Origin of the sequence: Sphingomonas sp. NFR04 (genome assembly GCF_900114095.1) — a bacterium.
GTDB lineage: Bacteria > Pseudomonadota > Alphaproteobacteria > Sphingomonadales > Sphingomonadaceae > Sphingomonas.
The window spans coordinates 595,347-609,097 of sequence record NZ_FORV01000002.1 but is presented as its reverse complement, the minus strand read 5'-3'; the positions used below and the strand labels follow the sequence as shown (position 1 = coordinate 609,097).

At 67.6% G+C, this 13,751-nt stretch carries 8 protein-coding genes; 5 read left to right on the top strand and 3 right to left on the bottom strand.

Annotated elements, in window-relative coordinates; genetic code table 11:
- Positions 1–23: 23 nt before the first annotated feature.
- From kduD to BM009_RS09025, 5 genes are all read left to right on the top strand, one after another.
- Positions 24–779 (top strand): 2-dehydro-3-deoxy-D-gluconate 5-dehydrogenase KduD, encoded by a 756-nt coding sequence (gene kduD / locus BM009_RS09045; RefSeq protein WP_093295523.1) that lies wholly within the window; start codon positions 24–26, stop codon positions 777–779.
- Positions 764–2,329, top strand: coding sequence for a carboxylesterase/lipase family protein (locus BM009_RS09040; RefSeq protein ID WP_093295521.1), 1,566 nt, complete (start codon positions 764–766; stop codon positions 2,327–2,329). Before kduD ends, BM009_RS09040 begins: the two co-directional genes overlap by 16 nt.
- A 323-nt stretch (positions 2,330–2,652) precedes the next feature.
- On the top strand, positions 2,653–5,553 hold the full coding sequence (locus BM009_RS09035; RefSeq protein ID WP_093295519.1) for a TonB-dependent receptor: 2,901 nt from the start codon (positions 2,653–2,655) through the stop codon (positions 5,551–5,553).
- A 22-nt stretch (positions 5,554–5,575) separates the two neighbouring features.
- Positions 5,576–6,574, top strand: a complete 999-nt coding sequence (locus BM009_RS09030; RefSeq protein ID WP_093295518.1) for an alpha/beta hydrolase — start codon at positions 5,576–5,578, stop codon at positions 6,572–6,574.
- Positions 6,574–8,166: a family 43 glycosylhydrolase gene (locus BM009_RS09025; protein WP_093295516.1), complete on the top strand. Its 1,593-nt coding sequence runs from the start codon at positions 6,574–6,576 to the stop codon at positions 8,164–8,166. The genes BM009_RS09030 and BM009_RS09025 overlap by 1 nt, the downstream gene beginning before the upstream one ends.
- A gap of 84 nt (positions 8,167–8,250) precedes the next feature.
- Here the strand turns inward: BM009_RS09025 and BM009_RS09020 are convergent, their stop codons facing one another.
- From BM009_RS09020 to BM009_RS09010, 3 genes are read right to left on the bottom strand one after another with little or no spacing between them, the layout of a single operon-like run.
- The gene (locus tag BM009_RS09020; protein WP_093295514.1) at positions 8,251–10,242 is read right to left on the bottom strand and encodes a hypothetical protein; all 1,992 of its coding nucleotides are present in this window, start codon (positions 10,240–10,242) and stop codon (positions 8,251–8,253) included.
- The gene (locus BM009_RS09015) at positions 10,239–11,369 is read right to left on the bottom strand and encodes a VWA domain-containing protein (protein ID WP_217644185.1); all 1,131 of its coding nucleotides are present in this window, start codon (positions 11,367–11,369) and stop codon (positions 10,239–10,241) included. Before BM009_RS09015 ends, BM009_RS09020 begins: the two co-directional genes overlap by 4 nt.
- Positions 11,366–13,744 (bottom strand): DUF5682 family protein, encoded by a 2,379-nt coding sequence (locus BM009_RS09010; protein ID WP_093295512.1) that lies wholly within the window; start codon positions 13,742–13,744, stop codon positions 11,366–11,368. The genes BM009_RS09015 and BM009_RS09010 overlap by 4 nt, the downstream gene beginning before the upstream one ends.
- Positions 13,745–13,751: the final 7 nt, after the last annotated feature.

The following is a 13,751-nucleotide window of genomic DNA, read 5'->3' as shown; positions in this document are numbered from 1 at the left end:
CGGGAGGGGGAGGAGGATTCGCGATGACCAACCCCTTCGATCTTACCGGCCGGGTGGCCGTGGTTACAGGCGCGAATACAGGCATCGGGCAGGCGATCGCCGTCGCGCTGGCAGCGGCCGGCGCGGATATCGCCTGTGTCGGCCGCACGCCTGCCGAAGAGACGGTGGCGAAGATCGCCGCGCTCGGTCGCCGGGCGGAAATCGTCTCCGCGGACCTGTCGACGATCGCCCCGGTGGGGCAGGTGGTCGACGAGACGCTCGCGCGGCTGGGGCGGCTGGATATCCTGGTCAACAATGCCGGGATCATCCGCCGCGCCGACGCGGTCGACTTCACCGAGGCGGATTGGGACGCGGTGATCGACACCAACCTCAAATCGGTGTTCTTCCTCAGTCAGGCGGCGGGGCGGCACATGATCGCGCAAGGCAAGGGGCGGATCATCAACATCGCGTCAATGCTCACCTTCCAGGGCGGCATCCGGGTGCCCAGCTACACCGCGTCCAAGGCGGGGGTGGGCGGCCTCACCAAGCTGCTCGCCAACGAATGGGCGCGGCACGGGGTCACCGTCAACGCCATCGCACCGGGCTATATCGCCACCAACAACACTGCCGCGCTGCAGGCGGATGCGGCCCGCAATGCCGCGATCCTCGACCGGATACCGGCAGGGCGCTGGGGCGCGCCGGAAGATCTGGGCGGGGCCGCGGTGTTCCTCGCCTCCGATGCGGCCGCCTATGTGCAGGGGCATATCCTTGCGGTCGACGGCGGATGGCTGGCCCGGTGAGCGCGGGCTGGACCCGGCGCGGGACGCTCGGGGCAGGGGCGGCGCTGGTCGCTGCGACGGCCGCGCGGGCGGCGCCGGACGGCGCGGTCCGCACCGCAGCGGGCGACTTCATCGGGACCCGCTCCGGCGGCGTGCGGGCGTTTCGCGGCATCCGATATGGCAACGCCCCGCGCTTCCGCGCGTCGATTCCCTTCGCGGCGCCGGGGCAGACGATCGCCGCCGACCAGTTCGGTCCGGTCTGCCCGCAGCGCGGCCCGTATGGCCCGCAGGACGAGGACTGCCTCTACCTCAACATCTGGACCACGGCAGCAGACAGCAGGGCGCGCAAGCCGGTGATGCTGTACATCCATGGCGGCGCCTATTCGAACGGCAGTGTCACCGATCCGCTCAATGACGGCGAGGCGCTTGCCGCACGGGGCGACGTGGTGGTGGTCACCGTCAACCACCGGCTCAACGCGCTGGGCTATCTCTATCTTGCGCGGTTCGACCCGCGCTTTGCCGATAGCGGCAATGCCGGGCAGCTCGACCTGATCCTGGCGCTGCAATGGGTGCGCGCGAACATCGCCGCATTCGGCGGTGATCCGCAGCGGGTGATGGTGTTCGGCCAGTCGGGCGGCGGGGCCAAGATCGCGACGATGATGGGCATGCCGGCCGCGCAGGGCCTGTTCCACCGCGCCGCGACGATGAGCGGCCAGCAGGTGACTGCCTCGGGCCCGCTCAACGCCACCGCGCGGGCGCGCGCCTATCTGGCGGCGCTGAAGCTTTCCGAGCGCGACCTTTCCCCGTTGCTCGACTTGCCGGTGGCGCGGCTCGTCGAAGCCCTGGACGCGACCGACCCGATCCTCGGCGGCGGCCTGTATTTCGGCCCGGTGCTCGACATGAAGTGGCTCACCCGCCATCCCTTCTGGCCCGACGCCAACCCGCTGGGCAACGCAATCCCCATGCTCCTCGGCAATGTCCGCGACGAGACCAGGGCGTTCCTCTCCCCCGATTCGGAGAAGGTGCGCGGGCTCGACTGGGACAATCTGGCGGCGCGGATGGCGCCCGAACTGAAGATCGACATCCTGCCCGAATGGGTGGTGGCGCAATATCGCGCGCAGTTTCCGGACTGGTCGCCGACCGACATCTTCTATGCCGCCACCACCGCAGGGCGCAGCTGGCGCGGGCAGGTGATCGAAGCCGAGGCGCGCGCCGCCGCCGGTGCGCCGACGTTCGTCTATCAGGTCGATTTCACCTCGCGCACCGATCCGCGGCGCGGCGCCTTCCACACGATGGATATCCCGCTGGTGTTCGGGACGCTTGCCGCGAAAGGATCGCAGACCGGCACGGCCGCCGACGCGCGGGCGGCGAGCGCGGCGATGCAGGACCGCTTCGTCGCCTTTGCCCGGACCGGGGATCCCAATGCTGCGGGCATGCCGCGCTGGCCGCGCTACGACCTCGCGACGCGGGCGACAATGGTGTTCGACGCGCAGAGCCATGTCGAGAACGATCCGCGTCGCTGGCAGCGCAAGTTGTTCGCGCGCGTGCCCTATATCCAGCCCGGTACCTGACCGGCGATCCTGGGCGCGGACGACCGGACGGCGGAAACATCGCGGCCTCGCTTCCGCGGTGCGATCCGTCCTGTCTGCAACGCGGCAAAGCGGGGACAAAAAAGACCCCACTCGCTGCGCGAAACGCCTGTTGACACCGGTTACCATCGCGCGCAGAAAAGGCGTGGGGACAGCGGGCGGAGACCCGTCGACCCCGGGGAGGATCGAACAGACACGCGGACATCGCGTGCAAGGGCCCTTCCCACGGATTGGACGACGGCAGCGCGCAGGCGCGCGCAGCCGCTTTCAGAACGGACCGTCCTGCGGGACGAAGGGAGAGAGAGATGGCTGAGGGGTTCTCGGTGCCGGGACAGGCACGCATGCGGCACTTGCGGGGCGTTTCGGCGGGCGCACTGATCCTGGCGCTGGCAGCGCCGATGGTGGCTGCCGCGCAGGTCGCTCCCGACAGCCCGCAGACGGGTCCGTCGACCGGCGTCGATGCCGGGCAGGCCGAAAATCAGGAAATCATCGTCACCGGCTTTCGTCGCTCGCTCGATGCGGCGCTGAACGTGAAGCGCGATTCGGTGGCGGCGGTCGATGCGATTGTCGCTGAGGATATCGCCAAGTTCCCCGACCAGAACCTGGCGGAATCGCTGCAGCGCATCCCCGGCATCTCGATCCAGCGCGACGCGGGCGAGGGCAGGGCGATCACCGTGCGCGGTCTCGGCGCGCAGTTCACCCGCGTCCGCGTGAACGGCATGGAGACGGTGGCGACTTCCACCGACGGCGCCAGCGCCAACCGCGATCGCGCGTTCGATTTCAACGTGTTCGCGTCGGAGCTGTTCACCTCGATCGTCGTCCACAAGACGGCGGAAGCCTCGCTCGATGAAGGCTCGCTGGGTGCGGTGGTCGACCTCAACACCGGCAACCCGCTGGCCGGCAAGACCGGCTTCACTGCGGTCGGATCGGCGCAGGCGAGCTACAACGATCTCTCCAAGAACGTGCGGCCGCGCCTGGCGGGGCTGCTGTCCTGGAAGAACGAGGCCGGTACGTTCGGCGCCTCGGTCTCGGCCGCGTACAGCAAGACCAACAATCTGGAGCTGGGCAACAACACCGTGCGCTGGGCGCAGGCGCGCTTCGACTCGGTGAACGGCACGCCCTGCTTCTACAACAGCGCGACGGGCACCACGCCGGTGCGCAACAGCGGCGGCACCTATCGTTCGAGTGCGGCGTGCAACCAGGCGGCGCTCGCCTTCCATCCGCGCATCCCGCGCTATGGCGAGGTGCGGCACGATCGTGAGCGGCTGGGCATCACCGGCAGCGTCCAGTTCGCGCCCAGCGACCGCACCAAGATCTCGATCGACGGGCTCTATTCGCGCTTCAAGGAAACGCGCGAGGAGAAATGGGGCGAGGTGCTGCTGCGCTCGAACGAACGCTCGATCGACCTGCTGAACCCGACCTATGACACCAAGGGCAACATGGTGTCGGCCACGCTCAACGATGCCTGGGTCCGCACCGAGCATTATCTCCGCAAGTCGCAGACCGAATTCTACCAGATCGGCGGCAGCTGGGACCAGGACGTCACCGATACGCTGCGTTTCACGCTGCTGGGCGGCATCTCGAAATCGGATGCGAACATTCCGGTGGAGACGACCTTCGTCTTCGACAACCGCACCGCGCAGAACTACAGCTACGACTATACGAACATGTGGCAGCCGAAGCTGACCTTCGGCACCAGCGTGACCGATCCGGCGAACTTCCAGCTGGCCGAAATCCGCGACCGGCCTTCCAACGTCACCAACAAGTTCCGCACCGCGCAGCTGCGGACCGAATGGGATGTGACCGATGGCTTCCAGGTCAAGGCCGGCGGGGTGTATCGCCGCTTCTCCTTCGACTCGGTCGCCTATACCCGCGACGCGGTGGTGTGCCCGACCAGCACGGCCGCCGCGCGCGACGCGGTGCTGGGCACCGTGACCTGCTCGGGATCGGGCCAGGTCTTCGCACCGGGCGCCGTCTATGGCTATCCGGCGGCCGGGCTGGGCGAGACGTTCAACCTGGGCGATGCCGGCCAGCCGTCTGGCACGACCACCAGCTTCCTCATCCCCAATATCGACGCCTCGGCCAAATATACCGGCCTCTACAATCGCCCGCTGGCGATCGACGCGGGCAACATCCGCAACGTCGTCGAGGCGGTGAAGGGCGGCTATCTCGAATTTGACGTGAAGGGAGACCTGTTCGGCCTGCGCTACGCCGCCAATGCCGGCATGCGCTATGCACGGACCGACCAGACCTCCACCGGCCTCAACAACGGCGTGGCGGTGACGGTGCGGCGCAACTATGACGACTGGCTGCCGGCGCTGAACGTCGCGCTGTTCCCCACCGAGAAGGTGATCCTGCGCGGCGCCGTCTCGAAGGTGATGACCCGGCCGACCCTGGGCAATCTGACCCCCGGCGGCTCGGTCGACGGCTTCAACTACAAGATCAGCTTCGGCAACCCGCAGCTCGATCCGTTCCGCGCGACCTCCTATGATCTGGCGGCCGAATGGTATTTCGCACCGCAATCGATCTTCTCGGTCGCGCTGTTCAAGAAGAATGTCGAGAGCTTCCCAGTTTCGGTGACCACCTCGGGCAGCTATGCCTCGACCGGCCTGCCGCTGTCGATCATCCCGCCCAGCTCACCCGCGGCGTCGAACCCGGAGGGGCAAATCTGGCAGATCAGCACCATCACCAACGGCACCGGCGCGTCGCTGAAGGGCATGGAAGTCTCGTTCCAGACCGCCTTCCGCTTCCTGCCGGGATTCCTCAAGAATTTCGGCGTGATCGCCAATGCGACCTTCATCGGTTCGGATGCGGCCTATACGCAGAGCGGGCCGGCGGTCGCACCGGGCGGTGCGCTGGTCGCGGTGACGCGGACCGAGACGCTCTACGGCCTGTCGAAGCGCGCCTATAACGGCACGCTCTATTATGAGGACCGGAAGTTCAGCGCGCGCGGATCGGTCAGCTATCGCGGGCCGTATATCGACGGGGGCTCCGGCACCGGCAACATCTTCGAGGGCTATAATTCGTCGCTCAACGTGGATGCCTCGATCCGCTACAAGATCACGCCGAACGTCGAGGTGTCGCTGGAAGGCACCAACCTGACCGACGATTATCGCGATCGCTACACCGATCTCGATGCCAACCGGAACTATGAATATAATCACTTCGGTCGCACGATCCTGATCGGCGCGCGCTTCAAGATGTGAACGGCGCGGAGGGAGGAACGGGATGCCAGGGATCGACCGCAGAAGTGCCCTGCTCGGAACGCTTGCCCTCGGCATCGGCGGGGTCGCGGCGGGGCAGACCGCGCCGCCCGCGGTTCCCGCCAGGCAAATGCCGGGTCCGGCGGACCCGCGCGAGACGATCGACCTGTGGCCGGGCGGCGCGCCGGGGATGCCCGGCGCGCCACCGGTCGAGACCGTCGACGAGCGGAGCAAGGATGCACGGTTCGCCGATCGCGCCGTCCATGGGATCACCCGCCCGAGGCTCGTCGTGTTCCGGCCGGAGCGGCCCAATGGGACGGCGGTGCTGCTCTTCCCCGGCGGCGGCTATCGCTGGGTGGTGGTCGACAAGGAAGGCTATGAGATGGGCCGCTGGCTGGCGGCGCGGGGCTATACCGCCTTCGTGCTGTTCTACCGGCTGCCGGGCGAGGGCTGGGCCGCGGGGCCGGACGTGGCGCTCGCCGATGCGCAGCGGGCGATGCGCGTTGTTCGATCGCGCGCCGGGGACTTCGGCATCCGCCCCGACCGGGTAGTCGCGATGGGCTTCTCGGCGGGCGGTCATCTTTGCGGCGACCTCGCGACCCGCTTCGACGTCCCTGCCTATGCGGCGGTGGATGCGGCGGACCGTCTCTCTGCCCGCCCGGACGGCGCCGCGCTGCTCTATGCCGTCCAGTCGATGACCTTGCCGGTGGCGCACCCCGGCTCGCGCACGCAGCTGCTCGGCGCGCAGGCCAGCCCGGCGCTCGAACGCGCCCATTCGCCCGCGCGGAACGTGACGGTGCGGACGCCGCCCTGCTTCCTGCTCCACGCCGAGGACGATGCGAGCGTGCCGGTGGAAAACACGCTGGAGATGCGCGCGGCGCTGCGCGCGGCAGGCGTGGTTGCCGAGACGCATCTCTTCCCGGAAGGCGGGCATGGCTTCGGCCTCCGGCTGGCGGCCGGAAAGCCCGTCGCCGTCTGGCCTGAGCTGTTCCGGCATTGGGCCGAGGCGCGGGGGCTCGCGTGATGCGGATCGACCGGCGACATCTACTGGCGGGCGCGGTGGCTGGGGCTGGGGCACCCGCGCTCGCCGGGTCGGCGGCGCGGCCGTCGCGCGAAGTTCCCTGGGCCAAGGGCTTCGACGATCAGCGCAAACCGGACCTGGGCGACGGACGTTTCCTCAACCCGCTGCTCGCCGGCGACCATCCCGATCCCGCCATCCTGAAGGACGGCGCCGACTATTACATGACCTTCTCCAGCTTCGACAGCTATCCCGGTCTGACGATCTGGCACAGCCGCGATCTGGTGAACTGGCAGCCGCGCCGCTCCGCCCTGACCCGGAACATCGGTTCGGTATGGGCGGTCAGCCTCGAGAAACATGGCGGCCGCTATTTCCTGTACGTGCCGGTGAAGGCATCGCCCAACACGATCTACGTGCTCTGGGCGGACCATATCGATGGCCCCTGGAGCGACCCGATCGATCTCGGGCTGCACGCGCATATCGATCCCTGCCATGCGGTGGGCGAGGATGGATCACGCTGGCTGTTCCTCTCCGGCGGCGATCGCGTGCGGCTGGCGGCGGACGGGCTGTCGGTCGCCGGCCCGGTCGAGCATGTCTATGATCCATGGCGCTATCCCGAGGACTGGGACGTCGAGAGCTTCTCGCCCGAAGGCCCGAAGATCGTCCGGCGGGGCGGCTGGTTCTACATGATCACGGCGGTGGGCGGCACCGCGGGACCGCCGACCGGCCATATGGTGATCGTCGCCCGATCCCGATCGATCCATGGGCCCTGGGAGAACGACCCCGGCAACCCCGTCGTCCGCACCCGCGACGAAAAGGAGCGCTGGTGGTGCCGGGGCCATGCCAGCTTGGTCGAGGCGCCGGACGGTTCCTGGTGGTCGGTCTATCACGGCTATGAGAACGGCTTCTGGACGCTGGGGCGGCAGGCGCTGCTCGATCCCGTCCGCTGGACCGCAGATGGCTGGTTCCGCATGACCGGCGGCGACCTTTCCGCGCCGATCGCCAAGCCCCGCGGCGGAAGCGCCGTGCCGCACGGGCAGCCGCTTTCCGATCGCTTCGAGGCGCTGGTGCTGGGCAGGAAGTGGAACTTCTTCCGGCCGGGGCCGGACGAAGCCGCGCGTGCACGCGTTGCGGGCGGCGTGCTCGAACTCGCCGGCCGCGGTAGTGCACCCCATGATTCCTCGCCCTTGCTCGTCACCGCAGGGGATCAGGCCTATCAATTCGAATGCACGCTCGAATTAGAGCGCGATGCGACCGCGGGCTTGCTGCTGTTCTACGACGACCGGCTCTATTGCGGGCTGGGTTTCGATGCGCAGCGCTTCGTGACCCATCAATATGGCGCCGAGCGCGGGCGTCCGCCCAATCCCCATGGCCGCCGGTTGCGGATGCGGGTGGTGAACCGCCGGCACATCGTCTCGTTCTGGACGAGCGGCGACGAGGGGCGGACCTGGCGCCGCTTCGATCGCGGCATGGAGGTGTCGGGCTATCACCACAATGTGCGCGGCGGATTTCTCATGCTGCGCCCGGGGCTGTATTGCGCCGGCGCGGGAACTGCGCGCTTTCTGGACTTTCGCTTCCAGGCGCTTGGCGACGGGTAGCGCGCCTGGGGGACCTTTCTTGGTCGGCCTGCGGAAAATGAACCAAGAGCATTCAAGCCGTTTTCGGCATCGATATTATCGACTTTAGGGCCGCAGCGTTGGCAGCACCGTCAGCCGCAGTCGCGTTTGGTCGACGATATAGCGGCTGATCAGAACCTGGTTCGCCAACGCGTCGCTGGCACCAGCAACCAGTGCCAGCGATTCCGAGACGGTCCTCAAGCCTATACGGTCCGCCTCGGCACCGATTTCGGCAAGCCGCTGGCTGCCGGAACGGCTGATCGCGCGACAGCCGGTTTCAGCGATTCCCGTCAATTCGGCCGCCGCCTTCTCCACGACCAGTATGCCTGCCGGCTTGGCGGAAGCGAGGGGTGCACTGATGTTGCGCCTCGAATATTTCTGGAGGAAATCCGAGAAGCTGCGCTTCTGGGTGCCCGGTTCCTGGAAATCGAGCAAGCTCACCCCATCCTCGCCGAAGAGCGCCATGGGGCGGAGTTCGAACGCCGCGCCCACAATGGACGCGATGGCGATAACGGCACCGTTGAAGCCCGGGCGCAACACTGCCGATGCCAGCTGATCGAGATGATGGGCGGGGCGATCCGGGTCGTGGTCAAGCGACACGGCAAGCCATTGTCCGCCGCGATCCTCCAGAGGCCAGCGCAATTGCTGGGTAAGACCGTCGAACCACGGCCGCCCAGTGCGCCTTGGCCAGAGAATTACTGGCTCCTGCGCCGCGGCAGGCGCCGTCAAACTCCCGACCAGCCGGGCGCGCAGGCGTTCGGCGAGCAAATCCCACCGGTCGAATGCGCATGCCCAGTCGGGGGACAATTTGGTCGCGCCCATTATCTCCGGCGAGCTTGCCGTGCTCGTCGAGAGGCGGCCCCCAGGCGACCCTGCGACGTGATCGAACCGTATCTCGGCGCGCGACAGGCCAGCGAGCGTCTGGCCGCCCCAGATCGCTTCCGAAGCGAAGGCATGTCGGGGATCGAAAAACGGATCCTGGCCCGTGCCGCGCGCCAGCGAGGCAGTGCGCCAGCGATCGCCTGCAGGGTCGTAGAAATAGGCGACCGCGCCCCGCGCGCCGCCCTCCGCGCGCCAGGTTTCGCCACCGGCACCATAGAGGTGGAGGGGGCCGACCTCTTCATAGGCCTGGCGAACTGTTCCGATCAGCCCGGCGCGGCGTTCGGGATCCTTGGCAGCCGGCAGCGCCCGAACCAGGGCGTGCGCGGCGGCAATGGCGCCGAGGCACGCATCGGGATCGAAGCGAAAGTCTCGCGTCCGGCGCTGGCGCAGCATATGCGCGATGCTATGCAACATAGCGCTCAGGCGCGGCAGCGAATCCGCCCGCGAGGATACTGACAAGCTGAATAGCCGCTCTTCCAGCGTAAGCGGTGCCAGAGCGAGCCCATTGCGGCACGCATCGGCCAACGCACCGCGCACGTCGCCCAGAAAGGCTTCATCGATGCTTGCCGGAGCTTTTGCGGCTTCGGCGGGACCTTCGCTTACCGCCACGCCTGCTGCCTGGCGCACCAGAATCAGCGCGGCGGTATGAAGTGCCTTGCGCCGCGCAGGTGAGGCCTTGGAGACCATCCCTTCGATGCCGAGCCCGCGAAGATACCGGATCTCTACATCTTCCCCGTTCAGCCTGATGGCCAATGCGGCACCCGCCTCGGAGACTTCGCCGCCATTCGCGGCGATTTCCTGCGCTGCCCGCCATCCCGCGCGACCGGCGAAGCGGATCATCGCATCTTCCGGAAAGGCTGCGATTTCGGCGCTCGGGCTCGATGCAACATCTTCCGCCGGTGCCGCTTCTCCCTGCTGCTGGAGCAGGAGGACCGCGGCGATCTGGTGACGGCAGGTGCCGGGAGCAGGGCAGGTGCACCTTGCTTTTGCGGGACCGCGCGCGTCGATGTGAACCGTTTCTCCGTCCGCCGAGACGATGGCAGTCTCGCCTTCCCAGCCGCTGACGGATGCCTTTCCTTCTTCGACATCGCGCGCAGCCCGACGCACGATGCCCTTGTTGGCGAGCGCGGCGAGCGCGGCTTCGTCGAACGCCATCAGGGTCGCCGCGAGCGTCATTCGATGATGCCCGCGATCCATTCGGCGAAGCGGTCGGGCGTCAGTGCGGCGATCTTCATGCCGGCGTTGGCCAGAAGCTTGGCCGTCGCCCGATCATAATCCGGCGCTGCCTGATCATCGAGCGCGGCGAGGCCGATGAGAGTCACGCGCGCCGACGCCATCCGCCGCACCGCCGCGACCATCGGCGCAACCGGCCCTCCCTCGCAGAAATCGCTCAGCAGCACGAAGATGGTGCGGCTCGGCTGGGTGATCTGCTGTTCGCAATAGTGGACGGCGCGGCCGATGTCTGTGCCGCCGCCGAGCTGGACCGACATCAGTACCGAAACCGGATCGGCCACTTCGCTGGTCAGGTCCACGACCGACGTGTCGAACACGATGAGCCGCACCGCAACCGACGGCAGAGCGGCCAGGATCGCGGCCATCACGGCGGCATAGATTACCGATCCCAGCATCGACCCCGACTGATCGACGCACAGGATGATGGTCCAGGGAAGCTGGCGGCGCGCGCGCCCGGTGAAGCGAAGCCGGTCGGCAATGATCCGCTTGCGCTCGGGGTCGTAGTTCCTGAGATTGTCCCGGATCGTCGCGCGCCAGTCGAAGTCCTGAAGCCGCTTGGTCTGGCTGCGGCGGAAGCGATTGCGGCGGCCGGAAAAGGCGCGGTCGATCGAGGGCCTCAGTCGCCGGATCGTATCCTCGACGACCTTGCGCGCGACCTCGCGGATCTTGTCCTGCACCGCCGGACTGGCGCGTCCCTTGAAGGCGACCAGCGCCTTCAGCAGGTCGCGATTGGGTTCCAGCGCCTCCAGCGTCTTGGGGTCGCTGAGAAGTTCGGTGAGGCCGAGACGATCGACGGCGTGGCTCTGGAGCATCTCGAGCACCGATTGCGGGAACAGCTCCCGCACCTCACCGATCCAGTCGAGGGCGGAAAGACGGCTGGGATCGAGGCTGCCAAATGCTGGCTTGTGCTGCTTCAGGCCGCGCTGGGTGAGTTCGCGGGCATAGAGATAGTCGAGCGCACGATCCATCCGTCGCTCGGGGCCGTCCAGCGCGGGACGGTCCAGTGCCGGATCCGCATACCGGCCCAGCACCATCCGCCAGCGCTTGAGATGCGGCGCATCGCCGCTCACAGCAAGCCATCCGCTTCAAGCATTTCGCGGACCCGCGCATCGGCACGGAGGTTCGCCGCCACTTCGGCTTCCGGCAGATCGTGACGCACGACCAGCGCCGCCGCATCTCCGCCATGCCGTTCCGCCACCGCGTGGGCCAGCCGATCGATCTCGCGCGGATCAAGCGCTGCAAACGCCATCCGCAAATGCGGCAGCAGCTCGACAAAGCCGTCATCGTCGAGTGTCGACAGGGCCTGATCCGCGGCCTCGACCAGTTCGGGCACACGCCACAGTAATTCGCGCGAGATCGCTATCACGCCGCGCAACCAGGCGATCCGGCGGGCAGCCTCGGCATAGGCGCCACGCAATTCGCCCGAGAGCCGCGCTGCGAACGCCACATCGTCTATCCTGCCCGCAAGCAGCGCCAGCGCCGCAACCGCACCCGCCAGCGCAGGATCGAGTTCGGTGTCGAGCAATGCTGCAATCGCCTCGTCGAACAGGATCGGGTCGAGCCCGCGCAGTGTCTCGTCGGCAAGCCCCGTCGCCTCGCGCAGCACCGCCAGCGCGTCGAGAGTCGCCGCGATGCGATCCGCTCCGGCATTCGCCAGATCGGGCAGGAGGAAGAGCGCGCGCCGCCATGTCGTGGCGATCAGCTGTTCGATCTCCGCGCCACGCTCCAAACCCAGCGCGACGCGGCCACGCCACAATCCGATCAGGTCGCGCAGCGCACCGGCGACCGAGGCGAGATCGGCATCGCGCAGGACAGCAGCTTCGATCACGGGCAGGACGCGCTCGGCATGTTCGGCGATGCCGGCCTGGCAGGCTGCGGCGAACAGATCGATGGCGGCGCCGGCGTTGCCGCCCATACCTTGTGCTTCCAGCGCTGCGAGGCGGCGGCTGAGTTCGGCGGCGAGCGCTTCCTCGATCGTGTCGCCGTCCGCAGCCCGCTCGATCAGTCGGGCTTCGAACAGCGGCGACCACATCACCGACCAATGCTCGATCAACCGATCGAGGTCGACGCCCGATCGGAAATCCGGGCCAGCGGTGCGCTGCGCGAACCCGGTATCGAGGAAGACCGTGGCGTGGAGGAAGCGGCTTGCATCCCGGTGGCGTGGCTTGCGGTAGATATCGAGTTCGCGATTGCGTCGCTCGCCATCATCGACGCGAAACCCAAGTGCGCGTGCGTGTTGCCGGACCGCCTCGACCAGCGGCGGGGAACCGGCGGAAGCCGGAACATCGCCGATCGCGGACCCCGTGAGGAACGCCACCAGTTCGGCCATGACCGGGCTGGCATCGCCGCCTTCCTCGCCCTTCAGGAAGGTCGAGCGGCAGGCGTCGATCACGTCGTCGCGTAGCGGGCCGGGGCGTCCGCGAAGCTCGGCCAGCCGGTGCGCATTTTCCAGCGTGGCCACCAATATCGGCACCGCCGCCGGCGCGCCGGGCAGCGCCGTGCGCAGATGGGCGGCGAAATCGAAAATCAGCCGGTGCGCGAGCGTGTCGAACGGCGCGGTTTCTCCTGCCGCCACGGTTTGCCACAGGCCCTCATAATAAGCGGGGAGCGGAAGGCCTGCCCCATAGCCGGCCAGCGCATTGAGCTGCCGGTAGCCATAGCGGATCAGATAGGGTGGGCGCTCCGCCGGGCCGCGCGACGGTGCCGCGACCTCTTCCAATCCCGGAAGCGCCTCCACGAGCGCAGAGGCGTGGAATCCTCCGACGACCGCGAGGATCGGACCTGTTGTCTCGCGTCGCCGTTGGGCCAGATGGGCGATCATCCGCGCTTCGCGGACCAACGTCCCGTCCGTCTCCATCTTCGCCTTGGCAGTGCATTCGCGCATATGGCTGCAATAGCGGCCCACATCGCCGAAGAAGCGGCGCCAGTCGGAGTCGCCCACCCGCGCTTCGAACAACTGGTCCCAGACCTCGTTGCCATCGCGGCAACCCAGGCGATCGGCCAATGCCCGGACATAGTCACTGCTGTCGAACGGCCATTCGTCGACGGCGAGCGACTGGGCAGGATTGCGCGGATCCCAATCATCGCCCCGCATTGCCTTGTCCGTCGCCGGCAGATCGATGAAGTGCACCGGTACGCCACGCGCCACCCCTTCCTGGATCGCGACATATTCGGGACTGTGGGCACAAAATGGGAAATAGCTCGCACCGCGACCCGGCGCTTCCAGTATCGATACGATGGCGACCGGGGGCCGCGTCTCCGCATGTGCCAGCAACGGGATCAGCGGATCATAGTCGTCCGGCCCCTCGATCAGGATGGCGGCAGGGCCGATCTCCGCGATCATGGCCTTCAGATGCCAGGCACAGGCCGGGCTGTGATGCCGGATGGGCGCGATATGGATGTCGCGCGCGTGGTCCGAAAGCAGGATCGCCGCATCGTCGGGCATGACGGAG